This window comes from Candidatus Aenigmatarchaeota archaeon (assembly GCA_016932615.1).
GTDB lineage: Archaea > Aenigmatarchaeota > Aenigmatarchaeia > QMZS01 > QMZS01 > JAFGCN01.
This window is the reverse complement of sequence record JAFGCN010000009.1, coordinates 43886-68304: the sequence shown is the minus strand read 5'-3', so window position 1 is coordinate 68304 and position 24419 is coordinate 43886. Positions and strand designations below refer to the sequence as shown.

Below are 24419 nucleotides of genomic sequence, written 5' to 3'. Positions count from 1 at the left end.
ATTATGGAAATACGCGGAATTATCGAAGACAGCCCTATCTATCAGGCACTTAAAAATCCTAACGGCTGGGAGCACCTTGACAGAATATACCAAAATCAAGGACTTCAGCCCAAAGTGATATCCCGCATACCGCTTGGGAAGGGGGTCATGAATAGATACCACACTACCATTGCCCTTCTCAATCAGGAATGCCTCCTGCCAAAAAATTCCAGGGAATACCATGTACTGAGCATTGCGTCGGGACCTGCAAGAGACATGATGGAAGTGATGATAAGAAATCCCAATGTCCGTGCGGACTGCATAGACCTGGACCCAAAAGCCATAGAATATGGAAAGAAGCTCGCAGAAGAGTACGGGGTGAGCTCAAGAATCAATTTCATCCAGGGAGATGCATTCGCCAAGCTAAAGGAATCTGAAACCTATGATGCAATCGTAATAATGGGTCTCATTGAGTATATGGATGACAAATCCACAGGCAGATTATTGTCTGACGCCAAAGACCACCTTTGCAGTGGAGGGTTACTCCTCTCAAGCAATCTAAATCCTTCCATTCTGGGGCGTGCCGCTCAACGCATGAGGCAACTGGGGCACGCGGTCAACAGCACCAAAAGATGTGACTTGACTGCAAGAACACAAGAAGAGCTGAGAAAACTTGGGGAGAATGCGGGATATAGACCCCTTGTCTGGAGTGATACGACCGGGCAATTCAATATACTGGAGGCAAGAAAGCTGTAGACCCACGATCTGAGCTAAAGTAAATGGAAATGCTTTGTAAATCATATGAATGCTACCAAAGGCGAAAAAGAGTTGTGGACCCGCTGGGAGTTGATTCTGGAAGTCTAGTTTTCTTTGACGTTAAGGACTTTCTTTTTCTAAAAGAAAGTCTTTACCCAGAGTCTCCGCCAATTCCGTTTATACGTCTGAGAATCAGACGAATCTGCTTCTTTTGACGTTCAGGACTTTTCTTCGCAAGAAAAGTCTTGATGCGAAGGCGGCGTGTTGCCATTACACCACGGGCCCATAAGGTACATACTCAAAATAAGATTAATCGCTTTTCATATCTCTTTGGCAAAGCGCGTAATGGAATTGTCAGACAAAAAGAATACCTCCGCAACCCCAAAACGAAAAGACTATTTATTATGCATATCTAGACTAATTATGAACGAGCTTGATAAGCTTTCAAAGGAAATTCAAAATACTCAGGTAATTATTCTTGCAGGCGGAAAAGCCAAAAGAATGGGAAATATTGACAAGCCCAAGGCCCTTTTGCAGGTAAACGGCACAACGCTCCTTGACCACACGATAGATATTCTTACGGGATGCGGCTTCAAGGACTTCAGGTTTCTCCTGGGATACCGCCACGAGGACATCGAAAGCCACATCGGCGACGGCTCGAAGTATGGGATCAAGGCGACTTACTCAGTGGAGCCGGAGACTGTAAAGGGAAGGGCAAAGGCAATAAAGTACGCGCTTGAAACCGGAAAGATTGACAAAAACAAAAGGGCGCTCATCTATTACCCCGATGACATATTCACGGACAGGCAGCTTCCAATTAAGCTTCTCCTCCAGCACCTCCACATAGTCGAGGCAAGAAATGCGCTGGTTACGATATTATTCACTTCAGGCACGCACTACCCTTTTGGAGTCGGAGAGCTTGACTCAGATATGCGGGTTACAAACTTCATAGAAAAGCCATTCATCCAGCAGTACACCAACACCGGACAGTACATAATCGAACCGGAAGTCCTCAGCAGAATCGAAAAGGACATAGACCTCAATTCAGCCGAAAGCCCCGAGCTTGAGCACGGGATACTGCCTCAGCTTGCCTCCGAAAACAAGGTTTTCGGAATGGTGATACCTTCGCAGGTCTGGCACTCCGTAAACACATTCAAGGAGCACGAAGAGGCGGAAAAGATACTTTCCGGAAAAAAATAACAAACTGGCAGTTTCCACCTTAAAGCCGGATTCTGATATAGGCAATATCATCAAAGCTTTTGTTTCCTGGCATTAGCCCTTTTGTTGCCTTAATAAGGTGTATGTGGTGCGGGTCTACCCTCAGGTGCTTAAGCCAGGCCTTTCTCGTAAGGTCCCATGAGGGTCGGATTGCCCCAAGCCCGTCTGTCGCAAAGGTGAGCTCCAATATGTCGAGCGGAACAGAAAAAACAGATATCTTTGTCGGAAAGCCGTTAATCACCCGGAAGGAAACCATTCTTTTCGGAATCCCGGGAAGCCACACCTCATCGGATTTTACCTCCAAATTCTGAAGCTCCACCTGGCGGCGCAAAAATGGCTCTATGAATTCCCGTCCACGGTCCCGGCCGCCTTCAAAAGGGTCTCCCCCCTCTTTTATGTACCAATCCGAGACCGCTGCCCTGACTTTTCCCATGAGCCGGTCGACAGGCGCATCAAACCTGTGCTGCCTGAAAGCTCCTTTTGAGTCCAGCGTGCCGTACGAAACCCCACCCACATGCCAGATTTCTCTTTTCTGCGCATTATATGCCATAAAGCCGACTGCCGCACGGTCGTGCGGCACGGACAGGTCAACACCGGACTTAGCCGCCGCATCACGCACCTTTTTGCTGAGCAGGTCAACTGCTTTTTCAGGAGCTATCCCATGAGACTCCTCCGACTCGAAAAACCCCTTTACGAGGTCTGAAAGGGCAAATCCACCACCTCCATTTGAAGAGGGCTTTTCTCCCCAGCTAAGCCCCGTCTTGTCGGGAACGCCATCACAAACTCCAAAAAAGTTTGGGCCGGTTATTAGCCGGTCCTCGCCTCCGTCAAACATCCCTTTCCTGGACATCAGAAAGCTTTCAACAATCTCCACCATAATTACCTTAGCCCTATATATGGCAAAAAAGAAGGGTTACGGGCAGCTTGAGGGCAGGTCCAGCGCATAAGGCAGCTTATTCATAAAATCGAACAATCTTTATGCATGTTGAGAGGATGTCTTCCGGGTCAAAAGTTATAGACGACCTTCTGGGAGGCGGAATTGAAAGCGGGGTGATAACCAACTTCTACGGGCCTGCCGGCTCTGGAAAAACAAACCTGTGCCTCCTTTTTGCGCTTTCTGCCATTAAAAGAGGAAGTGTCGCCTATGTAGATACCGAGAGCGGATTTTCAACGGAGCGGATTTTCCAGATGGGCGGAACCCCCGATGACCTAAAGAAGATAATTTACGAAAATCCTGCAAGTTTCGACGATCAAAAAAGGGCTATCGAAAAACTAAAAAAGGCGGAAATTTCCCTTCTCATAGTGGACTCATTTGTTTCACTCTACCGGCTTGTGTTAAACGAAGAAAATGTGACAACGGTCAACCGCGAACTTGCAGGGCAGATGGCGCACCTGTCAAACATTGCAAGGGAAAAGAACATTCCGGTGATAATAACAAACCAAGTCTACAGCATCGGCTCAAACGAAATTGAGCTTTCCGGAAGGGACGTTGTAAAATACTGGAGCAAGTGCCTTGTGGAAATCAAGAAGTCCGACGAAAACCGCAGGGTCGCAATAATCAGAAAGCACCGGAGCATGCCTGAAGGGAAAAAAGCGGAGTTCGAAATAACATCTTCGGGAATAGAAAAAGCAAAGTTCAAAATATTTTAGGTTTTTAAGAAATCGTGGCTCCAGGGAACTTGTTGAATGTATCGGCAGGCAAACTAAACCTTCTCCACTTTTTCAAATCCGCTTTTCACAAGCCCGAGATTCTTCTCAATTATCGTGTGGTCAAACTTCTTTCCGAAAACCTTTTCCGTGACTTTTAAAAGCGCATCAAGCCCTATCGCCCCGCTGACCTTTGCAAATGCCCCGGCAAGGACTGTATTTGGCACATCCTTTCCGATTGCAAGGCATGAAATCTTAGAGGCATCTATCGTGTAGTTTTCCCTGAAGTGGTTTTCCGCTGCCGGGGAATTTATTATGCCAACCGCGTCCTTTGTTTCGATAAGACCAAGAAGTGTCCTGTCAAGGACAAGAACATAATTGGGCTTTAGAATCGGCTCGTGCGTCCTGATTTCTTTTCCTGAGATTCTCACAAAAGCCCTTGTAGGCGCGCCCCTTCTTTCGGGGCCATATTCGGGAAACGCCTGGGCGAATTTTCCCTCAAGAATTGCAGCTTCCGCCAAAACTTCTCCCGCAGTCTTGGCGCCTTGGCCGCCCCTGCCATAAATTACAACTTCAACTAGGCCGGGTGAAACCTGCTTCATTATAAGCTACTTGTCAGGAAAGCCACGCCTCCCTTCGACTTCAATATAAACGACCTCGTCTCCATCATTAAATGACCTTCCTGACGGTATGGACAAATCAAACATCTCATAGGTCTCAAGGTCCATAAGCTGCACAGAATCGCCCTGTACGCTTACAACCTGCGCCTTTTTCTTAAGAATCATGGGAATCTGAATGCTGCCTGTAACCGGCTTGACAACACTTCTTTTCTTGCCGTCAAAAATCCCGATAACCTCAATTCTCGCCTTTGCTTCTCCGTGCTTTCCCGGCTTTGACTTTACCAAGCTAAGCACTTTGCAGGGTTCTCCATCGACCAATACATATCCTCCCTCCTTAAGGTCCCTCATTTCTGGCATAATCTAGACTGTTTTTTAAGAATTTATAAGAAAAAGAAGCAAAATCACTCTAAGCGGCGCCTGGGCGCTTCTATTCGAAACCTCACCCCTTCATACCTGGCTGAGAGGAAATTGTATATCCAGGAAAATATTGCGCCGTTTATAAATCCGCCAATGAAGCCCAGGATTGGGTAGAGCAATACCAGAAATACGTAAAATACTGCGCCCCTTGGAAGATACACAGCCATAAAGGCCGCCAGCAGGATTCCAAGGAAAAGCCCAAGCACTGCGTGAAGTACTGCCATTGAAAACGCAAAGCTTGCAGTGTCAATCCGCTTGACTGTCGTTTCCATAACTTAATGGCTTGTTTGAGTTATATTTACTTAAGAAAGCTTATGCCAAGCAAAACTAAGCTGCCTCAAGAATATTATGGAAGATCGGAAAGATGACTTTTACTTCATGAACCTTGCAAATCTTGAGGGGCAAAAAGCCCTATCCAGGGGGGATTATCCCGCAGGGTGCGTTGTGGTAAAGCAGGGAAGAGTCATTGCCAAATCGGGAAGCCTTGGGATAACAAAAAATGATTCAACTGCACATGCAGAGCTTATTGCAATCAGCAAATCCTGCAGAAAATTGAAATCCAGATTTCTTGAAAGCTGCACCATCTACTCAAATATCGAGCCCTGCCTCATGTGCGCTAAAGCAATTGTATATTCGGGAGCCAAAAAGGTAGTATACGGCACAGAACATAAAGAATACGGGACTAGGAAAACCTTCGATATCCTCAGGAAAAATGGAATTGGAAAAGACCTGGAGATTTTATCTGGCGTCCAGAAAGAAAAGTCTTCAAAACTGCTAAAACAATTCCTTGAAAAATCCTCTAAGCCCAAGTAACTGCCCTTAAGGCCGGTCAAGCCGCCAGTTGGGCCTTATGTCAGCCGGGTTTTCGTACTCCTTTTTCCTATGGCTTAAAAGAGCTGAAACCGCAATCATGGGCCCATTGTCGCCTGCATACTCCTTTGGCACTGCAAACAGCCGGGCGCCCCTCTCAGCGCACATCAGCTCAAGCATCTCCTGGAGCCGCCTGTTCTGGGCAACCCCACCGACCAGAAGAAGCTCGCGCTTGTTCATCGCCGCCATCGCCCTTTCGGTCACCTCGGTAAGCATGGAAAAGCACACCTCCTGAAAGGAGTAGCTGAGGTCAGCATATCCCTGCTCAAGAGAATCCTTATCCAGTGAGCCAAGTCTCCTAACACAGTCCGACAGTATGCCCGAAAAGTTGAGGTCCATGCCCTTTACAGAATAGGGAAGCTGAATGAATTTTCCGCTCTTTGCCATTTGCTCAATTTTAGGCCCTGCCGGAAACTTAAGCCCCATGATTCTTCCAAGCTTGTCAATTGCGTTTCCTATTCCAATGTCCTGGGTCTCCCCCAAAACCCGGTAGCCATCATTGTAATAGATTACCTGTGTGTTCCCTCCGGAAACATAAAGGACAACCGGGTCGGTGCAGCCAGTAAGAAATACCCCCACATCTATGTGGGCACGGCAGTGGTTTACGCCGTAGAGGGGTTTACCCAAAGTTTTTGCCAAGCCCCTTGCAAAATCAAGCCCAAAAGACAGGCTGGGTGGCAGGCCCGGCCCAACGGAAACCGCCACAATATCAATTTCAGAAAGGTTCGCTCTTTTCTCAAGATTCTCAAGAACCGCTGAAGAATTTTCCTTAAGAAATCTCGCGCACTCGGCAGGTATTATCCCCGACTCAGGCCTGTAAGAAACTCTTTCATCGGCCAATATTTCCTTTGTTTCACCATCTGCAACCCCGATTCCAAACGTGTGCGCAGTTGACTCTATGCCTAGTGCCCTCATACCTATAAAGATAAAAAAAGATTCAAAAATAAAATTACCTGCCAATCAAAGACATCAAAAGGTCCAGGAATTCAGTCAGAGTGTATGAGGACTTCGCAGTGCCTACATCGCCCTTAACCGTGCGGCAAAGCTCATTTCCTTTATCCCTGTTGATATCTACGCATATGCAGGTATTGCCGGCGCTATTTTTCTGGCCGCAGGCGGTCCCGTCAGAGCAGGCAGTGCAGTGCCTATCCTGCGCCTTTCCGGGGCTGTATACAAGCCGGCAGGAGTAGTAGGCGTCATTTTTCTTTTCTGAGCATCTGCAAACCTGGCCCTTGCTGTTTGTTTCACCGCACTTTGTCCCGTCAGAGCAGTTTTCGCAAGGGGTTGGAACCCTGAAAAGCGCGCAAAACTCGCTTGAGCCGTCATTGTCGACGTCCCTGCAAGTGCACTGCAGGCCCTTTGAATTAGTCTGGCCGCAGGCAGTTCCGTCAGAGCAGGCAGAGCAGGTATACTTTTGCGCCTCAAGGACGCATATTTCATTCAGGCCATCCTTGTCAGTGTCCCTGCAGATACATGTTCGGTTCTTGCTGTTTTTGCTTCCGCAGGCAGTTCCGTCAGAGCAGGCAGAGCAGGTCCTTTTTGGGAACTGGAGAGAGCACTGCTCATTAGAGCCGTCGCTGTTTGCGTCTTTGCACACGCACTGCAGACCCTTCGAGTTGTTCTGGCCGCAGGCGGTTCCGTCAAGGCAGGAGGTGCAGTTTTTTGGGTTGTACTTGCACCTCCAGATGCACTGGCCCGCAATGCAGGCCCACTCTCCATTGCAATTCGGGTGATCCCCTGGATTATTTTTGCAGTCGGAATCGGATTTGCAGTGCGGCACCTGCACTTTCGCGCAGTTGTCGTACCTCAAAAGGGTTCCCGCAGTGCTGTAGTACCAGCCCTCTGAGCGGGTTCCGTTATTCCTGCACTCTGGAGTGCCCAGGCTCTTATTGTAGCAGAGCAGTTTTCCTACTGACGCGTTTATGTCAAAGCCTTCAAGCGAGGCGCAGCATCCGTAAAAATAGTTGCTGTTTACTGTGCCGCTTGTAAGCTGGCCTTCCTTGGCGCAAAGCCGTGAATTGTTGCAGACGCCAGTGTAGTTCAGTGAAACTCTTGCCTGCATCAGTGTGCAGTTGTTCGAGTAGCTCTTGCCATTGCACCCGCACACCGGCTCGTAATCCTGAGAGCAACCCGACTGCTTACTTACAGTCACGCATACCCCTTCGCCGCCGCAAGTTCCTTCAGGGAATTGGCAGAAAGCCCACTCGGTTGTTGAAGCAAAGGCCGTGCAGTTCCTGTCCGAAGTGCAGTTCCTGTCAGATGGGACACATGCCCACACAGGGTAGCAGTTGGAGCTGCAGCCCCTGAAAACAGGCACTTTCCCGGAAGCGCATTCAAGCTTTGCCGTCAGGCACCCATTTGCAGAACAGCAGGCCTCTCCATTTTGCTCGCATTTGGAAGCAGCTAGTGAGTACGGTTGCGCTGTACATCCCTCGCTATCGCATACAGCAGCTTCTGCCACTGCCAGAATCGTCATAGAAAACGCCACCAAAAAGCACGCTAGCACGTAGCTTTTGTAGTCCATAAAAATAGCCCTTTTTAAAGTAAACCTTGGCGCACTGACCAAAAAACGCCAGAATGCCCGGCAAAAGCACCCCAGACCACCTATTTATAAAATTCAGAAAACTATTATGATAGTACCTATTAGAGTAGTCATTGGAAGGGAGAGAATTGCCCTTAAATATATCGAGGATGAGATAAGAATCCGAAACCTCGACATAAGCGCAATAATATTTCTTGACGAGCTTAAAGGGTACTTGTTCCTGGATGGAGACCAGGAAGACATAAACCGGGCAATTTACGGAGCCCCCCACGTCAAAGGCATAATTAAAAAGCCGGTTACGATTGCAGACATCAAGAAATACCTTGAAAAGGAAAAGCCATCCATAGAGCTTGACGCTGGCGACATAATCGAAATCCTCAGCGGCCCGTTCAAGGGCGAAAAGGGAAGGATTGTCCGGCTTAACGAAGCCAAAAAGGAGCTTACAATCGAGCTTCTGGAAGCAGTTGTGCCTATTCCCCTTACCATCTCGACAAGCATCGTAAGGGTAATCGAAAAATCCAAGAAGGCATAGCAAAGAGGAGTACTAAGCTTTAGTTAAATATAGATTCCGGATTACACCCTTTTATATATTCGGTAGTAATGTTATGAGGATTGCTTACTTCGTATGGGAATATCCTCCCCTGCTTGTAGGCGGGCTTGGCACTTATGCTGCGGAAATGGTGCCAAAGCTTGAGGCCGCCGGAAATGAGATTGATGTTTTCACGCTCAATGACGGAACGCTCAGGACAAACGAGCGCGTAAGCGACATTGGCATCCACAGGCCCCTGATTCTCGAAGGCACAAACTTCCTCAAGCTTGTCTTGAACGAGGACTTAAAGGCCTGGGGCGAGCACCTGACGTTTTTCAACAAAATTTTTGCATACAATTACCTCTCCGCGACAAAATTGGTAAACGAAATGCTAAAAAAGCGCGTGTATGACCTTGTCGTCATAAACGACTGGCTCTCAGCCCCCGCAGGCATCATGATTAAGCAGACAACAGACATCCCGGTGGTGTTCCACGTGCACTCGACCGAGCAGCAAAGAGTGGGAAATGGAAGCCAGACAATAAAAAACATCGAGCGCGACATGGCTGAAAAATCCGACATGATAATTACGGTTTCATATTCTATGAAAGACCACCTTATCTCCCTTGGCTACCCGGAAAAGAAAATAAATGTGGTCTGGAACGGCTGCAACCCCGACTATTACAGCACGGACAACGTGAACTGGGGGCTGGTAAAAGCGCTAAAGGAAAGGTACTTCATAGAGGAAGACGAAAAAGTCGTGCTCTTTGTCGGGCGGCTCACGGAAGTAAAAGGCGTAAGAAACCTTGTCCTTGGCTTTCCTGAAGTCTTAAAGGAGCACCCGAAAGCAAAGCTGGTTATACTTGGGAAGGGCGAGCAGTACGAAGAGCTTGTCGGGCTTGTAAAGAAGATGAGAATCGAGGACCGTGTAAAGATAAGGTCAGAGTTCGTGCCTGAAGACGAAAGGATTGCCCACTATGCTATGGCTGACCTATGTGTTTTTCCTAGCACTTCAGAGCCGTTCGGCATAGTGTCTCTTGAAGCCATGTGCCTTGCCCGGCCCCTCGTAGTAGGGGCCTCAGGAATCTCCGGCTTCAGGGAGCAGGTCGTAAATTACGGCGACGAGCAGACAGGAATCCACATCGACGGGAGGAACCCTTCAGACATCGCCTGGGGGATAAATGAAATTTTAAAAGACAACCGGAAAGCCGCCCTTATGGGCGAGTTTGGGCGAAAGCGCGCCGAAGACATCTTCAATATAGACAAGGTTTCCTCAGACACGCTTTACCTCTACAGAAAAGCGGTCGAAAGCAAAAGCCGGGTATCTGCGGAGTTTTAGCACCCTATTAAAATTCCAAAAAAGAAAAAATATTTTCAGCAGCCACTACTCTGGAGCGGTAAGGAAAGTCAAAATAACCCTGTCTCCAACCTTAAGCTTTGAAAGCTTTTCCGAAATGCCTGCGCCAATGGACTCTATCTGCTCAAAGCTTTTGAGAGCGCCCGCCTTTAGGTCGCCAAGCCCGATTCTGCTGTTTTCCCTGCACTCGAGGATTACCGAAGTGCAGCTTGACCTGAGTATTTCTTCACCTACCATTTTTTCAGCACATTTAGAATAGTTTTGGGCGGTATTTAAACAAAATCAAAAAGTAATACTGCATATTATTTTCGTTCAATACTTTCAAGTCAGCACAAAAACGAAACCCTGTATCGGGAAAAATTTACAATGAGATGTATCCTGTGCGGTGTCTATTCTGGCGAAGCGAAAAATTTCAAGAGTGCGCTTTTCGATTGGCCGGGCAAAACCAGCTTAAAGCTGCGCCTGACGCGACGCCGAAAACGTACCCCAGGTAGTGCGCAAGAATGTTTATCAAAACTCCCCCGCTTACTATGTCGAGCGGCGCGAGCATGAAAAAGCAAAACGGCAGGACTGCTGCAAATGAAGCAAAAAGCCGCTTGCGTATGTTTGTCCTTTCAAGTTTTGCGTTTTGTCTGAGGAGCTTACGCGATACTTCCAATATTGCCTCAATGTTTACATAGGCGAGCGCAAGCGAAAAAAACACCATCAGGAAAAAAATGGTCCACATACCGTAAACCGCCGACCAGATTACAAAATTTATGGACAGGAGAAAGTACAGAAACGAAAACTGCATTTTTGGAAAATAGTTTATTTTGAGGTAATCGTAAATCACGTACAGGAGGTATCCAAGGTACGCCGAAACTATTGCGGAAAAGCCCTGGGACGTTCCCTTTAGCGAGGGCAGGATAATGGAAACCAGATAGTGGCTTATGAAGGGGAGGGCAAAAAACGCAAGAAGCGAAAAGCGAAGAAACCGCCTCCTGTCCGGCTCGAGGCGCATGGCAAGAAAAATGATTGCCAGGTACCAGGAAAGGTTTCCGAGAAGGTGGCTTAAGGAGGAGTGCGTGTAACTTGAAAGAAAAATCGTCGAAAGTGTGGGGCTTTGAAGGTCAAGGATGAAAAAGCTCCTGGCTGCATCCGGCAGGAGGTAAACCAGGGCTAGCACTGCGGGGACAAGCAGAAGAAAAAGCGCATATTCAGGCCAAGAAAATCCTGAAAGGCGCGCGGTGGCTTTGGGCGGCATAATATATGAGGCCGCACAGGATAGTACCTCCCAAAAGCCATAAGCTTATATAGCCAAACCCACGCGGCGTTTATTAATCGCTTCTTCCATCTATTAATGCGGCTTTGGGTTGCTCTTCCGGCGGGAATTTTCTTTATGGGAAGTTACCTGTTTCTCCTGTGGGGCCTGACTGAAGGCGCACCGTACTTTGCGCCATCTATGCTCAACAGCTTCTTCATGGCCTTTTTGTTTTCGACAATTGTTATAGCTGTCCTCGCCCTGTCCGCCCCGGTCGTCCTCGACTATGAAATGAAGCTAAGAAACTGGGACGCCTTCAATCCCCGAAGCATGGTTTACATGCATGAGATTGAGCCGGTGAGGAGGAAAGAAAAGGAAAGTGGTTTTGAGGGGAAGCTATGCGATTAAATTCAAATTCTACCCGGCAGGCCCATTTTCAAGAGATTTTGCTATAAGGGATTTAACTTCCTTAAACTCGGGGACATTCTCGATAAGCGGCTTCATTTCGGTTTTCCAGATTTTTTCCTTGTCCTGCACCGCCTTTATGAATTTTCCCTTGCTCCAAGAGTCTTTGTAGTATTCGAGCTTCTTCTCTATTAGCCCAAAGTCGAACTTGATGCCCTTGCCCAGCAGAAACCAAAGGTCATAGACGTCCCGAGCTTTGTCTCTTGTCATTATCACCCTCACTTTTTCGGCAAAGATTTCATTTTCGTCCATCACATAAACGCTAAACCCGGGGATCTCTTTCAAGAGACTGCCAAGGGGAATTATCTCCGGGGTAAGTACAATATTTTCCCTGAAGCTTATGTCCAGAATAAGCGTGCACTGGCTTGGAAGAGTGCCTATATACAAAGGGCCCTTTATCCTCAAGGTCAGCTTTTTCCCAACCGCATAAGCTCTCAACTTCACTGAATATTCCAGCCCAAATCTCCTAAGCCCCCTTTCCAGAATATCCTGCCTGAAATCTTCCCCACAGGTAAAATCAAGGTCTTCCGAAAACCTTGAAGAGCCGTAGCACTTGCTTAGGGCAGTTCCTCCCTTAAAAACAAGTGTTTTGCCATACTCCTGAAAGAGTATGAAAAGTATAATGTTTTGAAAATAGTCTTTTTCCGCCTGCCCAAGGTTAAGCCCTTTTATCCTTGCGTAGTCCCTCAAATCCTCTCTCGATATCATACTTTTACCCTCCACTTGCTTATGGGGGTTTTTCCTTTTTTTGAATATGGGTTGAGGAATACATAGTTGTTGTCAAGGGAAAATTCCTTAGACAGGTCGATTCCTTTAAGCTTTTCCAGCAGGCAGCCCACCCTCTTTGTAACCGACTGGCTGCCAACCCTCTTGAGGTATTGAGTGAGCTTTGCGGGATCGATTTTTGACTCCTCGAAAACCTTTTCTATTTCATCGAAGTTTCCCGCCTTTTGCGGCTTCAAGAACAAGTCGATAAGAAGCTTTTCGTCCTCTGCTACGAAGGTATCTCCTTTCGGCGTGCTGACCTTCCTGTAGCCAAAAAAGTGCTTCATCGGCACAAACTCTATTTTGTAATGCTCAAAGCGGATTTCCTTTTTCCTCACGGTCGTTGCAACCTGCACTGAAATGACTATCTGCTCGGTATATCCAAGGTAATAGGAAGCCGAGAAAAAAGAGATGTAGCTTGGGCTTACTATGTTGCTTGCTATCGCGTAAATGTCATCGCTTGTCGTATAGGCGTTCTCGGTCACCCTTCTTATATGCCCCTTCTCCTTAAGCCGGTGGAGAACCTGCCTTGCATATAATCTGTCGCAGTTGCAGAGCCGCTCTATGTCCTGAACCCTGAAAACCGGCCTGGACTCCAGCTTTCTCAAAATTGTCACGGTATCCATAATATCTTATTTCAGGTATTTAAAATTATCATTTTTGATAATTTTGGTGTACGATTTTAAGAAAAGCCAGCCATTTGCCCCGGAAAATCCCCAAGGTCTGCTGCAAATCCCTTGAGATCCAAAGCTTTGATTTCCTCATGCACCCGAAGGATTGTTTAAGGGAGTGAGACGGTGAGGAGGAAAGAAAAGGAAAGTGGTTTTAAGGGGGAGCTGTGATAAGACAAAGCAACAAATCTAAGTGGGAGAAGACCCACCCTACAAAGAATTAGCAGAGTTTTGGAAACGATAGCAAGCAAAATGTAGTGAGGTTGTAACCGCTTTTTCAATTGATGGGCAACGGTGGTGATTAGCCAATAACGGGGGCAATTAGCATAGCTATCAATAGAGAAAGCTACATCGATCTAGGAATCCCCATATCACTATCAAAGGAATCCTCCCTATCAGCAGTTCCCTTGTAATTGAGAACATATCTTAAAGTATCCAGCTTCTTTTTACTAATATGCCTATCTTTCTGAATGAGATTCTTAATAATCTCACAGGTAAACCCTTCTTTTTCAATCCGATCAATAGTTATATCGCTAGGCTTAGCCCAAAACCAAAAGATACCTCGTTTCTTCTTCTCAGTATCAGTCCGAGATAATCTCTCTTTAAGATGTTGTAGCTCATCACCCAAGTCCAGGTTATTTGGGTCAACCTTGCACTCAATCAAAAGAACCTCAGCATCGTTTTCTAAACGAATATCTATCTGCTTGCCTGATGCATGAACATTCCAATCCACATCATAGCCATCGCGTTTTGAGAGGATATAATAAGAGAATAATTCATTAACCAAACCTCTTGCATCCTTTACTATCGATAGCTCTTTATTCTTCGTAGAAGTTTTCTCAAGTTCGTTCTCTATCTTAGTAGATATCTCACCTACAACTGATTTAGCAATATACTTCCTAAGCCTACTCTTGCCGATAGTCATCTGCCTAAGCTCTACTAAGCCTTGTTTTTTATAGGAATCGATTATAGCTTCTATTTGCATATGTTCGGTTCCAGAAAATCCAGAATAATCTCCACAGCAATCATAGAACATAATCCACCCAGAAAAATCTGAACCAAATGTGCCATAAGATTCAATCAAAATGCCATAGCTATAATCATTTTTATCCTTTGCCCATCCAACGGGATGTATGAATTTACAGACCTGAACCTTAGAGTCTACGTTGTCCATGACCTTTATTTCAGAAAAGCCTGCAATCAAGGACATAAGCATTAAAGAACCATTAAAGACTCCCCCTTTAGAGGAATCACGATAATCTATAGGATACCAAAGAAGAAAGCAGTTCAGTTTCTCTTGCTCACTTAGCTCCACCATTTTAGGCACATTTAGCAAAGAGCCAAATATCTCTTTGGGGGGCTTCGTTTTAATGGAAAGTAACGTCTGAGAAATGAACTTAAATTTTAATCTTTTCTCCAAGGGTTTAATGAGGCCTTCATTTATTCTCCCAAAATAACTATCGAGGTCTTCTCTTTCTCCAGGAGACTCCTTTAGCGCTTCTAAAGATTCGTCTAACTTCTCGAAATCTACGTCTAAATCTATAGACCAATCTTTTGCAGTTATCATTTCGGAAATGAACTCAGGCTTGGATTCTTTCTCTAATAATGATTCCCACAAGAATTGAAGGGTGTATTTGTATCCCTCAAAGCTAGCATTGTACTGCTTTCGCGTAAGACTCTCAACTTGTGAGAATAAATAATAACCCTTGGGTATCTTCTTAGAAGTATCCGAGAAGAAGATTAGCGCTTGAAACATCGCAGCATACCTGAGTGCATTATCCTTTCCGAAACCCAGATTATCCTCAACAAACATATCATAGATTGGCACAAACCTGGCTAACAACTCAGTCCTAACCTTCTGGGTTAATGGATAGAGTTCATCAAAATTTCTTGAGTTTCTAATATCTCTACGCATACTATCCAGATTTTTAATCAGAATTACTTTTTCACAAGTGTTGGGGATTTTGTCCAGATTAATTCCCCTATGACCTGCTCGATAGAATATAGCGTCTTCCTTCAATCCCAAAGACCAGTCAGAGTCTATTTCGTAAAAGAAAGTCCGAAGTGCGGTTTCCAGGAATAATTTGTACCCTTCAAGCAATACGCTAGTATCCTTCTGGTATGATTTGCTAAACCAGGCCTGGAATTTATCTAAATCCAAAATTATTCTAAGTATCTCTAATGTCCCAAAAAGATCATCTGCTTTATGCTCATACTTTGAGGTTATGTCATCCTTCATAGTATTATGAATTTACAGAATATAGCTAGACACTCACTTAAGACGCTGTAGAAGTTAGCTAGTCAGCCCTTCCTATTGGCAGGTTTGGCCTTCTCCTTGTAATCCAATGAGGGTGTATTCTGCAAAGAATCTACCTTGGCGAGATCCTCCATGATCCTTTTCATAAATAGAGAAACCTGAGCCAGGTTTTTCTTTTGAGCCCTTTCATCAACTATAGAAAACTTAATCTTTTGAACTTTTTGGGTATCTGAACTATCACCTAATCCAACCAACTTCAAGTCAATTTTACCGCCTTTTCCCTGTGTAGTTGCAACCGATACCTCAAAATCTAAGTTGCCATTTAGGATATATCCTTCTGGCAGAGCGGCCTTGATTTGATTTATAGTTTCTGATACGAACTTCTCTACATCATTCATAACTAAACACCCTGTTGCCTATCCAAATCTCTTCGAGCATGACTTCTTGGTCCATAAACATAACTGTTAAAAAAGGAGTTTTTCAGCACTAGCGGGGCATATGTACTACAAAACCCTTACCATACACTCTCAAGCCAAACTCTTTAAAGAGTAGATATGGCTCAGTATAGTTATGATAAAATTCACAAAAAACTTAACGAAAAAACTAGGGTCTCCAGAGGTGTTCCTATCAGTCTTGCTTGCTCTTACTTTTACTTACCTTATATCCTCAGAAATTTTAACTATAGGGCCTGAAGCAGCCTATTGGCTATACGGATCATTTATAGAGGGATTTATCACGTTTTTAGCTTTATTTGGCACGTTTTTCATATTCAAGATCTCAGAAATAAAAGAACGTCAGAAATCCTGGTGGGTTGATGTAGTCAAAATCACCCAATCTTACAGACCGCAAAACAAAAAAGTAGATCTATTGAAGATTCTGGCTAAAATGTCAAAGCAGAAAAATGATCCCGAAATAAAGAGATTTCTCAAAGGCTGGATAGACCTACATTCTTATCTAAAGACTACGGAAAGTGAACTGAAAGATACCGTCCAAAAACTATTTGTTTGGATAGTGGGTCTCATACTAATTTCTGTCTTAGGAATAATTCTCACCGAAAATAAATTCTGCAATGCATCCCTATTCTACGGACTGAGCGTTAACTCTTTGCTTGTAGTGTTTTCAATAATGCTGGGGTCAATCATTTTGCTAACTGCTACTGATTTCCTTAGAAAAATGTTATGAAGGTCAATAGCCATATTCCTCTCTGAACTAATCCCTCAGGATAGTTCAAAAGGAGGGTGCACAGAAAATACGAAAATTTGCGCTGGCCGGGATTCGAAAACCCTTTCACCCCGGAGATAAACGCAGTCGTAAGCTAGCCGCTTTAACCGCGTTTTCTTTCTTTGGGGTGTCGGAAGTTCTTTCTTTTGCGAAAGAAAGAAAGTCTGACCCGGGTCGCCGGCTTGGCAAGCCGGTATCATAGCCAATGTCCTGAGAACTGTATTTTTGCAAATACAGGTCATCTAGACGACCAGCGCATAATCATAGAGCCCAAGTAATTAATTATATTAGAAATTAGCCCAAACCCTTTTATGCCCCTTAGTTCGCAGGCGGAGCTTACGGTTGCGCTGTCAGAGGAATTGGGACAGGTGGCTTCTAAGAGGTTTCTGGAGAAGATAAAGAGGTACTCGAAAGAGCGCTACACGAGGGGAATCTGCAACACAAACCGGCTTTTCCTCTCCCTGGAGGGAACCGAGGAGCTCACGCGCTTCATGCTCTCGCTTGTAAAGAGAATCTCCGAATGGGGAAAGGAGTACAGGATTGGCGTCCGGGATTATTACGTTCCTTACTATGAGATAAGCTTCGGCCTGGAGCACGTCGGAAAGCTCAAAATCCCCTTCACGGAGACTGTCATATGCAACGGCAAAACGTGCAAGGTCGTCTTCAAAGACCTTGAAAAGGACCTTTTAAGAAGCGGGGGCGTGCAAAAAATCATAGACCTGATTAAGGACAAGGCAACCGAAAAGGCCTGGAAAGTTGTCAGCAAAAAGGACGTTACAACCACATCAAAACAAAACCCTTTCGAGATTCTGGAAACGCATAACCTTGCCAGACGGGGGCTTGCAAAAGGGGAATACTTTTACCTCCCCAAAGGCGCCGAAAAAATCACCGAGATAAAGCATAAAGTCCTAAACAAGCTCTCCGAAAGCTTCCGGCTGGAAGAGTTTTACCCCATAAGCCACGCTTCTTTCGGCCTCCTTGAAAACCCCGAATTAATCGAGCTTGTGCCGCCGGAATCGTTCAACAACACTTTCTGCGAAACCGAGGACGACCCGAAATTCTTCGAGGCGTACTTCATAACCGGGTACGTAAAGTCCCTCTCAGCCACCCAGAAGGGAGTAGTCTTCGACGAAATTCCATTCAACCTGTACAAGGCCCTTGAAAAGCGAAAAGTCATAAGCCCGCACTACCTCTACGCGGAAAAAAACCGCAAAATCCTGCTCACCTTTTTCGAGACTCCCGCCGGCTACGCCCCAAGAGTGGAGCAGATCACTAAGCTTCTTTTCGAGCTTATGGACATGTTCGGCCTCAGCTACAGGGTTATCTCCAGGAAGGTGAGGGGCAACGCCATGAGGTTTGACGCCTACCTCCCTTACAACAAGGGCTGGCTTACAGTAATCGAAACGCTCTACTCAGAAGGCCTCTACACGAAAGCATTCAAGATAAACGGGAAAAGCGGGCAGGCAAACATAAATCTGGAAAACCTGCTCCTGGCGCAGATTGCCCAAAACGGCAGTTTTCTGGAAGAAACTGAAGAAAAAGCAAGAAAGCAGATTTAATTCTACTCGTGCCTTAGCGCGTCAACAGGGTTCATCTGAGAAGCCCTCCTTGCGGGAAGCGCGCCTGAAATAGCGCCGACCACAAAGGAAAACATGAGCGCGCCAAATATCAATTCCGGCGTTACGGAAGCGGTCAAAAATCCGTACCCCGCAGACGCCGCAAAAAACTCAACGGCCTTGGCAAGAATCACGCCAAAGGCAATTCCAAACAGCCCTCCGACCACCCCAAGAAGGCCGGACTCAAAAAGAAACAAAATCAGTATGTGCTCGTTTCTTGCACCTATCGCCTTCATTATTCCGATATCTTTTGTCCTCTCAAGAACTGACGTGTACATCGAGTTCATTATCCCGACGCCCCCGACAAGAAGTGATATCGCGGCAATTCCAATTAAAAACCCCTGAACTACCCCGAAAACGCTTGCAAACACCTCGGCAAGCTGCTGGGGTGTTGATATCGTAAAGTCCTCCTCCCCTTCCTTGACGCCTCTTGACTTTCTCAGCGCCTTCTTTACGTCTTCGGCAACGTCCTCGGGGTCAAAGCCCTCCTGAACCTGAACATAGACAAGCGCAAAGCTGTCCGACTCGTTAAAGACCTCCCTGAAGGTGTCAAGAGGAATGTAAACCTGAGAATCATCCGAAGGATTTCCTACTGAATCATAAACCCCTATTATCTTGAACTCCTGCCCCTCGATTTCAAGCCGATCCCTTATTTTCAGGTTTTTCTCGAAAAAATTGTCACGCCCAAAAGAGTAGCCGACAACCGCTGAATACCTGTCGCCTTCCTTAAGCTCCCTGCCTTCGAGGAGCTCTATTCCCTGAGACTCCATCAGGTCCTCGGCAACTTTTCCAGAAGGCATTCCAAGGACATAGGTGTATTTCAGCTCGTCCCGGAACCTGACTTTTCCAAGCTTGAACTGAAAGCCGGCTGCAGTTTCAACTCCCCGGACAGACTCGATAACACGCACATCATCGTCGGTAAGCTTTGCTGCGGAAAGGGAGCTTCCTGGCGGGCCTGATAAAAGCCCCGCCCCGGGAGAAATGGTCAGGACATTTGCGCCGAGTGACTCAAACTGCTCGCTTATGGAGTCCTGCAGGCCCTGCCCAACCGAAATAAGCGAAACCACGGCGGCAATTCCTATGAAAATCCCTATTATCGTAAGGCCGCTCCTGAGTGAGCGGTGAACCAGATTAGTCACGGCAAGCCGGAACAAGTCAACAATCATTTTTTCTTCTTTTTTCTCCTGTAATACCAGTAAGCGACAACTGCAGCCAAAAGCAGCAGGATGAACAGTCCTGTGTTGTCCTGTGCAGGAACCAGCTGGTACCTGCTAAGCTCCTCTTTAGTGTAAATTTTCAGAGGCACGGTAAACTCTGCCTTGTGCTCTCCATTGTTTGCGTCCCTGTAGGCGGCAAGAAACTGAAGAGGGATTTCCCCGCTTTCGTTAATGTAAAGGTCATAATCCACCGTGTCAAAATCATCTGACTCCAGGTTTCCGACATAGACGCTTGCTGGGGAGATAATCTCGTAATCGCCGCCAAGAAGCTCCAGGGTAAGAAGCTTCACGTCAGAAAGCCCCTTGTTTACAATGTTTACCGTCACCGTACCGCTCGTGCCCGAATAAAGTATCTCTGACGATTCAAGCCCCATTACAAGGTCAGGCATCGAGCAGACGACAATGGTCAGGTAATCGCTTCTCGAATATTGTGTGCCGTCAAGAGACTTGTAGGAAAGAGTTACCGGAACCTTGTATGGCTGGCAGTCCGCTGTCGGGGAAGCCATAAGCTCGAAGCTGACTGAAGTGCTCTTGCCTTTTTCCATCAGGTAAATCTTCTTCTCCGAAGTGGAGTTTATTGGGTAAAATGGAAGGCTTGATAAGTCAAGTTTTAGGGAAATGTCCCGAAGGGAAGCGTCCCCGTTATTAAGGAGCATTACCTCAAGGGGAACAGTGCCGCCGGGGGCTACATTCCTGCTGCTGACAGAGACAATATCAATGTTCTTGTCCAGCGTTTGCACATTTACCTTGAGAGTCTTCTGGACCCAGATGTCCCTGTCGCCCGTAGAGTACCTTATCTTAAGCTCGTTATCCCCCTGTACTGCATCGGGAGCAACCCTGAGCTTGTAGTCTATCAGTATGTTCTCAAAGCCCTCCAGGTACCTTATATGCCTCGTGTCGTTTTCGCTCGGGTCGAGGTAAAATGGGTATTCCGGGTCAAGAACAACCATAAAGTTTTCGGCGGGCTTCATTCCAAAATTCTCAATCCTTATCCAAAGCTTCACATAAGAGCCCGGCTGGGCCGGAAACGGCTCGTACCGGAGAACTGTCATGGAAATTGCAGGAAAGTCTGGCTCATATGCAAAAGCAGGGCACACAGCCCCGGCCAGAAACACTGCCATAAATAGCCAGAATATTCCTTTAACCCTCATAAATTACTTACGCAGGATAAATATACCCTATCTGCGCTTCGCCCTTCCCGAACTTGTGGCCTTCAGCTTACTAACTGGCTTTTTCTCAGCCCTGGCCGGAGATTTTGCCGCCTTCAGGTAGTTTTTCTCGGTGAGAAGCGGGTTCGAGCAGGGCCCGCCTTCGCTTACGATTTTCCCATCCCGGAGGAAAATGACCCTTGTCGCGTAGCAGGTAAGGTCAACGTCGTGCGTAACCACAATGACGGTTTTTCCAAGCTGGTTTATCTCCCTGAGCTTATCCATGATTTTGCGGCCCGTCTTGGTGTCAAGGTTTCCCGTTGGCTCATCCGCAATAATAATTTTAGGGTCTGAAACAAGGGCCCTTGCAACAGCCACCCTCTGCCTTTCACCCCCGCTGATTGAGTTCGGGCGGTGGTTCAGCCGGTGGCTAAGCCCGACAACCTCTGCTATTTCACGCGCCCTCTTCTCGCGCTCCTCCGGTGGCACTCCCTGGAAAAGAAGAGGCAATTGTATATTTTCAAGAACAGTCATCGTCTGGATGAGGTTAAATGTCTGGAATACAAATCCGATGCTTTTTCCCCGGATGTTTGCAAGCCGGCTTTCAGACATTCCTGAGATATCCTTTCCCTCGAGCAGGATTTTTCCCTTTGTCGGAAGGTCAAGGCAGCCGACCATGTGCATCATCGTGGACTTGCCGGAGCCGCTTGTGCCTAGTATCATCAGGAAATCCCCTTCATCTATCTTCAGGGAAACGTCGTCGAGAGCATAGACCTTGCTGTCGCCCACGTCATAAATCTTGGAAACGTTTTTCAAATCAACTATAGCTCCCATATAATTACTTCTTTTCCAATAGAAAAAACATTTGATTCACGCGCACGTTCACGAAAGGTTCACATTTGAAGATGCATGAACAACCCTCCCCAGATAACCGCCGTGAACAGCCCAAAATAAGCCATAATTGGCAGGAAACCTCTTTTGTGGCGCGTGAATAAAGCATATATTTGGGTTTCCACGTGAAACAAGGGGGTCACTACAAATCCCGATATGTGAATAGCCCGTGTATCCGTTTTTTTGAAAGATCACACCCACCCTTGCCCATCAAAAACCCATACATCCAGCCGGAAAAACGCGGGTTAACGAATGCAAAAAAAGCGCAAAAATACCGCAAGAAGCCCTAAGGCCACAAAACAGAAAGCCAGAACAAGCCCTTAATACAGGATTAAGGCCCGACAAAACCGCATTCAGGGCAGGTGTACGCTCTGCCATTTTTCCTGCAGGTGTCACACCGGACAATCTGGGTTTTTGAGCAGTTGGGGCACTCGAAAGTGACGAAACTCTCTCCAACAAGACCGATATTGCATCCGCTGCACTTGACCTTTGCCATAAGATATGAAAAATTTAAATTAAGACACCCCAAAGGGCTGCAAATTAAAAAGAAAAGCTTATTTTCGTATCAGATTATGGCAAAAAAAGTCAAAAACATTGTTAAAAGAGAAGAAACACCAGTAAAGCACAGTGAAGAATCAAAGAAGCACGAGGAAAGAAGCAGCCCGGAACCAAAGCAGGGATGTGGAAAATCCTTTGACACCGTAGCCCTGTTTATAGCAGGGCTTATCGTGGGTTTGGCGATTGGAGGGCTTATGTTCTCGGCAATGGGCTCAAAGGAGGCCAACACGACAGCAGACCCCGCTCAGCTAAACGCTGTTGGAAGCAAGGCAGTTGACTTCATCACCGCAAACCTTATAAGTGAAGGAGACACCATAGTCCTTCTTAACGTAAGCCCTGTGGAAAACACGGGCATTTACCAGGTGAAGGTGAACTACACCAGCGGGCCGTACTCGCAGATAATCGACTCATATGCAACCAAGGATGTGGAGCTTTTGTGCCCTTCCGGAATCCTGACCGCAGAATTCGAAGCAATGATGCAGGAACAGGAGCAAGAGCAGCAGCAGGAAGAGCAAAAAGACCCTGAAGAGGTCTGCGCGCAGCTTGCAAAGGCCGAAAAGCCAGTCTTGGAAGCATACGTGGTCTCAAACTGCCCATTCGGCCTTCAGATGCAGAGGATAATGTACGCAATCGTCCAGAACACTCCTGAAGCTGCCCAATACCTGACAGTCAGGTACATGGGTGAAGTTTCAAACGGCAAGGTTACCTCCATGCACGGAGACGCCGAAGCCCAGGAAAACCTCAGGCAGATATGCATCAGAGAAGAGCAGAGTGACAAATACTGGGGCTACGTTGGCTGCTACATGCAGGAAGGAAAGAGCGAGGACTGCCTGACAAGCGCAAAGGTTGACAAGGCCAAGCTTGAAGAGTGCATGAGCGACGCAAGCAAAGGCGTAGAGTATGCAAAGGAAGATTTCGAGCTTTCAGACAAGTACCAGGTTACCGGCTCTCCAACCCTGATAATGAACCAGGAAAGGGTAAGCGAGTTTGATTTCGCTGTAGACGGAGCTGACGGAAGAAGCGCTGAGGCAGCAAAGAACCTTCTGTGCTGCGGATTCAACACGAAGCCCGCTTTCTGCTCAACTGAGCTTGCAAAGACAAGGGCAGCCACGATGTACTCAGACGGTTACGACGGAGCAGGAAGCACCGGCAGCTGCTAGAAACAGCTTTTGTTTTGTTTGGATTTTAAGGTTTTTATTTTTTGGCTCGTTAGGCATACCTCTAATCCATGCCCGCCTAAAAAGAATATATTCCAAAATATATCTCCGGGCCAAACCTAAAAAACCCCATTGGAGCATCAAGCGTTTATTTTTTTAAAAGATTTGATTTAATGGACAAGAAAAGACTTGCCTCGAGGATACTCAAAATCGGGAAATCAAGAGTGTGGCTTAACCCGGAAAACAAAAAAGAGGTTTCTGAAGCAATTACCGCCCAGGACATCAGGATGCTGGTCCGAAAAGGCGTTGTCAAGAAGCTTCCAGAGAAAAAGACCATCTCCATCAACAAAAACAAGCGTAAAGAGCAGGGAAGGAGAAAAGGGGCAAAGCACTCCAGGATAACCTCAAAAAGGAAATGGATTATTAAGATAAGGGGCCTTCGGGCAGAGCTCAAGTACCTTAAGGAGGAAGGTCTCATCGAAAAGCTGGTTTATAACGACCTTTACAGGAAGGCAAAGGGCGGCTTTTTCAGGGACAAGAGCCACCTCAAGAACTACCTTGAAAGGCAGGAGCTTTTGAAAAGCGCTGCAAATTAGGCAATTAGGCCAAAAGAGTGAATTCTATTAACTCCTATAGCCCAATCCATTGGCTTGGGGCCTATACTTCAACCTAGAAGCACTTCGGGGCGGTTTTTAGAAAAGCCATTCAGTGTGTGCCTCAAAGGCAAGACCAGACCGCAGGAGAGGGCTTTGCAAACAACCCCCTTATGCCCCAAAGAGCCCGCCTCTCAAATAATAACCCCTGCCTAAGTACTATTTTAAAGTTTTCGTGCATAGATAGATATGGGACTGGAATACATTTACGCGGCATTATTGTTGCACGAGGCAAAGAAAGAAATCTCTGAGAAAGAAATTTCCGGAATTGTCAAGGCGGCAGGAATTGAAGCAAATGAGGCGATGGTAAAAGCAACGGTCGAAAACCTCAAGGACATAAACATTGAAGAAGTACTGAACACTGCAATGGCAGCGCCTGTAGCAGTGGCGGCAGCACCTACCGCAGGGGCAGCTGGAGCAGAAACCAAGGAAGAGAAGAAACCAGAAGACGAGGAAAAGAAGAAAGAAGAAGCAGCAGCAGGTCTCAGCAGCCTTTTCGGATAAATACTTCTCTAAATAAAAATTCAGAAGTTTATCTAGATTCAATTCCAGCAAAGCAGGCAACGAAAAGAAGTCTGGTTTTAGTTTTTCGTAATTTTGGCCTTTTGGGGGTTAATTCTCTAAAAAA

General features: G+C 46.4%; 28 protein-coding genes. 12 read left to right on the top strand and 16 right to left on the bottom strand.

Translation table 11 applies throughout. The features are described from left to right. The first annotated feature begins 3 nt into the window (after nt 1–3). Together JW727_02400 and JW727_02395 are read left to right on the top strand one after the other, a co-directional pair. Nucleotides 4–735, top strand: coding sequence for a class I SAM-dependent methyltransferase (locus JW727_02400; GenBank protein MBN2094874.1), 732 nt, complete (start codon nt 4–6; stop codon nt 733–735). Nucleotides 736–1158: 423 nt separating this feature from the next. Then, the gene (locus JW727_02395) at nt 1159–1935 is read left to right on the top strand and encodes a nucleotidyltransferase family protein (protein MBN2094873.1); all 777 of its coding nucleotides are present in this window, start codon (nt 1159–1161) and stop codon (nt 1933–1935) included. Nucleotides 1936–1954: 19 nt separating this feature from the next. On the opposite strand, the gene JW727_02390 is transcribed toward JW727_02395, so the two are convergent. Beyond that, on the bottom strand, nt 1955–2830 hold the full coding sequence (locus tag JW727_02390) for a hypothetical protein (GenBank protein ID MBN2094872.1): 876 nt from the start codon (nt 2828–2830) through the stop codon (nt 1955–1957). Between the two features lie 101 nt (nt 2831–2931). Here JW727_02390 and radB point away from each other — a divergent pair, with 101 nt between their 5' ends. Next, entirely contained in the window at nt 2932–3603 is a 672-nt protein-coding gene (radB, locus tag JW727_02385) for a DNA repair and recombination protein RadB (protein ID MBN2094871.1), read from the top strand. Nucleotides 3604–3656: 53 nt separating this feature from the next. Here the strand turns inward: radB and JW727_02380 are convergent, their stop codons facing one another. Genes JW727_02380 through JW727_02370 form a run of 3 tightly spaced genes read right to left on the bottom strand, consistent with a single transcriptional unit; the run spans nt 3657 to nt 4909 of the window. Continuing rightward, nucleotides 3657–4202, bottom strand: a complete 546-nt coding sequence (locus tag JW727_02380) for a 2-oxoacid:acceptor oxidoreductase family protein (GenBank protein MBN2094870.1) — start codon at nt 4200–4202, stop codon at nt 3657–3659. 6 nt (nt 4203–4208) lie between these two features. Further along, the gene (locus tag JW727_02375; protein MBN2094869.1) at nt 4209–4577 is read right to left on the bottom strand and encodes a translation initiation factor IF-5A; all 369 of its coding nucleotides are present in this window, start codon (nt 4575–4577) and stop codon (nt 4209–4211) included. Between the two features lie 44 nt (nt 4578–4621). Further along, nucleotides 4622–4909: a hypothetical protein gene (locus tag JW727_02370; GenBank protein MBN2094868.1), complete on the bottom strand. Its 288-nt coding sequence runs from the start codon at nt 4907–4909 to the stop codon at nt 4622–4624. A gap of 76 nt (nt 4910–4985) precedes the next feature. On the opposite strand from JW727_02370, the gene JW727_02365 reads away from it, so the two are divergent. Then, the gene (locus JW727_02365; GenBank protein MBN2094867.1) at nt 4986–5450 is read left to right on the top strand and encodes a nucleoside deaminase; all 465 of its coding nucleotides are present in this window, start codon (nt 4986–4988) and stop codon (nt 5448–5450) included. A gap of 6 nt (nt 5451–5456) precedes the next feature. Here the strand turns inward: JW727_02365 and tsaD are convergent, their stop codons facing one another. Together tsaD and JW727_02355 are read right to left on the bottom strand one after the other, a co-directional pair. Then, nucleotides 5457–6422, bottom strand: a complete 966-nt coding sequence (tsaD, locus tag JW727_02360; GenBank protein MBN2094866.1) for a tRNA (adenosine(37)-N6)-threonylcarbamoyltransferase complex transferase subunit TsaD — start codon at nt 6420–6422, stop codon at nt 5457–5459. A 34-nt stretch (nt 6423–6456) separates the two neighbouring features. Then, nucleotides 6457–8031: a hypothetical protein gene (locus tag JW727_02355; GenBank protein ID MBN2094865.1), complete on the bottom strand. Its 1575-nt coding sequence runs from the start codon at nt 8029–8031 to the stop codon at nt 6457–6459. A 106-nt stretch (nt 8032–8137) separates the two neighbouring features. Here JW727_02355 and JW727_02350 point away from each other — a divergent pair, with 106 nt between their 5' ends. Together JW727_02350 and JW727_02345 are read left to right on the top strand one after the other, a co-directional pair. Continuing rightward, nucleotides 8138–8581 (top strand): transcription elongation factor Spt5, encoded by a 444-nt coding sequence (locus JW727_02350; protein MBN2094864.1) that lies wholly within the window; start codon nt 8138–8140, stop codon nt 8579–8581. A 73-nt stretch (nt 8582–8654) separates the two neighbouring features. Next, nucleotides 8655–9914, top strand: coding sequence for a glycosyltransferase family 4 protein (locus tag JW727_02345; protein MBN2094863.1), 1260 nt, complete (start codon nt 8655–8657; stop codon nt 9912–9914). Between the two features lie 45 nt (nt 9915–9959). Here JW727_02345 and JW727_02340 read toward each other — a convergent pair whose 3' ends face one another. Both JW727_02340 and JW727_02335 read right to left on the bottom strand, forming a co-directional pair. After that, nucleotides 9960–10169 (bottom strand): hypothetical protein, encoded by a 210-nt coding sequence (locus JW727_02340; protein MBN2094862.1) that lies wholly within the window; start codon nt 10167–10169, stop codon nt 9960–9962. Nucleotides 10170–10344: 175 nt separating this feature from the next. Next, the gene (locus tag JW727_02335) at nt 10345–11175 is read right to left on the bottom strand and encodes a hypothetical protein (protein MBN2094861.1); all 831 of its coding nucleotides are present in this window, start codon (nt 11173–11175) and stop codon (nt 10345–10347) included. A 135-nt stretch (nt 11176–11310) separates the two neighbouring features. On the opposite strand from JW727_02335, the gene JW727_02330 reads away from it, so the two are divergent. Next, nucleotides 11311–11580, top strand: coding sequence for a hypothetical protein (locus JW727_02330; GenBank protein ID MBN2094860.1), 270 nt, complete (start codon nt 11311–11313; stop codon nt 11578–11580). 9 nt (nt 11581–11589) lie between these two features. Here the strand turns inward: JW727_02330 and JW727_02325 are convergent, their stop codons facing one another. The 4 genes from JW727_02325 to JW727_02310 all read right to left on the bottom strand — a co-directional run bounded on the left by JW727_02325 (nt 11590) and on the right by JW727_02310 (nt 15728). Then, nucleotides 11590–12345, bottom strand: coding sequence for a nucleotidyl transferase AbiEii/AbiGii toxin family protein (locus JW727_02325; protein MBN2094859.1), 756 nt, complete (start codon nt 12343–12345; stop codon nt 11590–11592). Beyond that, nucleotides 12342–13028 carry a hypothetical protein gene (locus tag JW727_02320; GenBank protein ID MBN2094858.1) on the bottom strand — a complete coding sequence of 229 codons (687 nt, stop codon included), beginning with the start codon at nt 13026–13028 and terminating at the stop codon, nt 12342–12344. The genes JW727_02325 and JW727_02320 overlap by 4 nt, the downstream gene beginning before the upstream one ends. A gap of 391 nt (nt 13029–13419) precedes the next feature. Then, a complete protein-coding gene (locus JW727_02315) occupies nt 13420–15312 on the bottom strand; it encodes a hypothetical protein (GenBank protein MBN2094857.1) in 1893 nt (630 codons plus the stop codon). A 62-nt stretch (nt 15313–15374) separates the two neighbouring features. After that, entirely contained in the window at nt 15375–15728 is a 354-nt protein-coding gene (locus JW727_02310; GenBank protein MBN2094856.1) for a hypothetical protein, read from the bottom strand. Between the two features lie 172 nt (nt 15729–15900). On the opposite strand from JW727_02310, the gene JW727_02305 reads away from it, so the two are divergent. Both JW727_02305 and JW727_02300 read left to right on the top strand, forming a co-directional pair. Then, the gene (locus JW727_02305) at nt 15901–16512 is read left to right on the top strand and encodes a hypothetical protein (protein MBN2094855.1); all 612 of its coding nucleotides are present in this window, start codon (nt 15901–15903) and stop codon (nt 16510–16512) included. A gap of 350 nt (nt 16513–16862) precedes the next feature. Further along, complete coding sequence (locus JW727_02300; protein MBN2094854.1) at nt 16863–18110, top strand: hypothetical protein; 1248 nt, start codon at nt 16863–16865, stop codon at nt 18108–18110. A 2-nt stretch (nt 18111–18112) separates the two neighbouring features. Here JW727_02300 and JW727_02295 read toward each other — a convergent pair whose 3' ends face one another. The 4 genes from JW727_02295 to JW727_02280 form a co-directional block, all read right to left on the bottom strand. Then, nucleotides 18113–19333: an ABC transporter permease gene (locus JW727_02295; GenBank protein MBN2094853.1), complete on the bottom strand. Its 1221-nt coding sequence runs from the start codon at nt 19331–19333 to the stop codon at nt 18113–18115. Beyond that, entirely contained in the window at nt 19330–20505 is a 1176-nt protein-coding gene (locus tag JW727_02290) for a COG1361 S-layer family protein (GenBank protein ID MBN2094852.1), read from the bottom strand. Before JW727_02290 ends, JW727_02295 begins: the two co-directional genes overlap by 4 nt. A 57-nt stretch (nt 20506–20562) precedes the next feature. After that, entirely contained in the window at nt 20563–21366 is an 804-nt protein-coding gene (locus tag JW727_02285) for an ABC transporter ATP-binding protein (protein MBN2094851.1), read from the bottom strand. Nucleotides 21367–21754: 388 nt separating this feature from the next. Next, nucleotides 21755–21919, bottom strand: coding sequence for an RNA-binding protein (locus JW727_02280; GenBank protein MBN2094850.1), 165 nt, complete (start codon nt 21917–21919; stop codon nt 21755–21757). A 76-nt stretch (nt 21920–21995) separates the two neighbouring features. Between JW727_02280 and JW727_02275 the strand changes: the two genes are divergently transcribed. The 3 genes from JW727_02275 (at nt 21996) to rpl12p (ending at nt 24295) form a co-directional block, all read left to right on the top strand. Continuing rightward, nucleotides 21996–23141 (top strand): hypothetical protein, encoded by a 1146-nt coding sequence (locus JW727_02275; protein MBN2094849.1) that lies wholly within the window; start codon nt 21996–21998, stop codon nt 23139–23141. A gap of 170 nt (nt 23142–23311) precedes the next feature. After that, nucleotides 23312–23734 carry a 50S ribosomal protein L19e gene (locus JW727_02270; GenBank protein MBN2094848.1) on the top strand — a complete coding sequence of 141 codons (423 nt, stop codon included), beginning with the start codon at nt 23312–23314 and terminating at the stop codon, nt 23732–23734. Between the two features lie 252 nt (nt 23735–23986). Then, nucleotides 23987–24295 (top strand): 50S ribosomal protein P1, encoded by a 309-nt coding sequence (gene rpl12p / locus JW727_02265; GenBank protein ID MBN2094847.1) that lies wholly within the window; start codon nt 23987–23989, stop codon nt 24293–24295. Nucleotides 24296–24419 lie beyond the last annotated feature (124 nt).

Bases quoted from the DNA above. Each gene is read 5' to 3' on its own strand.
- JW727_02400 (MBN2094874.1), top strand. From the start codon at position 4: ATGGAAATACGCGGAATTATCGAAGACAGCCCTATCTATCAGGCACTT.
- JW727_02395 (MBN2094873.1), top strand. From the start codon at position 1,159: ATGAACGAGCTTGATAAGCTTTCAAAGGAAATTCAAAATACTCAGGTA.
- JW727_02390 (MBN2094872.1), bottom strand. From the start codon at position 2,830: ATGGTGGAGATTGTTGAAAGCTTTCTGATGTCCAGGAAAGGGATGTTT.
- radB (MBN2094871.1), top strand. From the start codon at position 2,932: ATGCATGTTGAGAGGATGTCTTCCGGGTCAAAAGTTATAGACGACCTT.
- JW727_02380 (MBN2094870.1), bottom strand. From the start codon at position 4,202: ATGAAGCAGGTTTCACCCGGCCTAGTTGAAGTTGTAATTTATGGCAGG.
- JW727_02375 (MBN2094869.1), bottom strand. From the start codon at position 4,577: ATGCCAGAAATGAGGGACCTTAAGGAGGGAGGATATGTATTGGTCGAT.
- JW727_02370 (MBN2094868.1), bottom strand. From the start codon at position 4,909: ATGGAAACGACAGTCAAGCGGATTGACACTGCAAGCTTTGCGTTTTCA.
- JW727_02365 (MBN2094867.1), top strand. From the start codon at position 4,986: ATGGAAGATCGGAAAGATGACTTTTACTTCATGAACCTTGCAAATCTT.
- tsaD (MBN2094866.1), bottom strand. From the start codon at position 6,422: ATGAGGGCACTAGGCATAGAGTCAACTGCGCACACGTTTGGAATCGGG.
- JW727_02355 (MBN2094865.1), bottom strand. From the start codon at position 8,031: ATGGACTACAAAAGCTACGTGCTAGCGTGCTTTTTGGTGGCGTTTTCT.
- JW727_02350 (MBN2094864.1), top strand. From the start codon at position 8,138: ATGATAGTACCTATTAGAGTAGTCATTGGAAGGGAGAGAATTGCCCTT.
- JW727_02345 (MBN2094863.1), top strand. From the start codon at position 8,655: ATGAGGATTGCTTACTTCGTATGGGAATATCCTCCCCTGCTTGTAGGC.
- JW727_02340 (MBN2094862.1), bottom strand. From the start codon at position 10,169: ATGGTAGGTGAAGAAATACTCAGGTCAAGCTGCACTTCGGTAATCCTC.
- JW727_02335 (MBN2094861.1), bottom strand. From the start codon at position 11,175: ATGCCGCCCAAAGCCACCGCGCGCCTTTCAGGATTTTCTTGGCCTGAA.
- JW727_02330 (MBN2094860.1), top strand. From the start codon at position 11,311: ATGGGAAGTTACCTGTTTCTCCTGTGGGGCCTGACTGAAGGCGCACCG.
- JW727_02325 (MBN2094859.1), bottom strand. From the start codon at position 12,345: ATGATATCGAGAGAGGATTTGAGGGACTACGCAAGGATAAAAGGGCTT.
- JW727_02320 (MBN2094858.1), bottom strand. From the start codon at position 13,028: ATGGATACCGTGACAATTTTGAGAAAGCTGGAGTCCAGGCCGGTTTTC.
- JW727_02315 (MBN2094857.1), bottom strand. From the start codon at position 15,312: ATGAAGGATGACATAACCTCAAAGTATGAGCATAAAGCAGATGATCTT.
- JW727_02310 (MBN2094856.1), bottom strand. From the start codon at position 15,728: ATGAATGATGTAGAGAAGTTCGTATCAGAAACTATAAATCAAATCAAG.
- JW727_02305 (MBN2094855.1), top strand. From the start codon at position 15,901: ATGATAAAATTCACAAAAAACTTAACGAAAAAACTAGGGTCTCCAGAG.
- JW727_02300 (MBN2094854.1), top strand. From the start codon at position 16,863: ATGCCCCTTAGTTCGCAGGCGGAGCTTACGGTTGCGCTGTCAGAGGAA.
- JW727_02295 (MBN2094853.1), bottom strand. From the start codon at position 19,333: ATGATTGTTGACTTGTTCCGGCTTGCCGTGACTAATCTGGTTCACCGC.
- JW727_02290 (MBN2094852.1), bottom strand. From the start codon at position 20,505: ATGGCAGTGTTTCTGGCCGGGGCTGTGTGCCCTGCTTTTGCATATGAG.
- JW727_02285 (MBN2094851.1), bottom strand. From the start codon at position 21,366: ATGGGAGCTATAGTTGATTTGAAAAACGTTTCCAAGATTTATGACGTG.
- JW727_02280 (MBN2094850.1), bottom strand. From the start codon at position 21,919: ATGGCAAAGGTCAAGTGCAGCGGATGCAATATCGGTCTTGTTGGAGAG.
- JW727_02275 (MBN2094849.1), top strand. From the start codon at position 21,996: ATGGCAAAAAAAGTCAAAAACATTGTTAAAAGAGAAGAAACACCAGTA.
- JW727_02270 (MBN2094848.1), top strand. From the start codon at position 23,312: ATGGACAAGAAAAGACTTGCCTCGAGGATACTCAAAATCGGGAAATCA.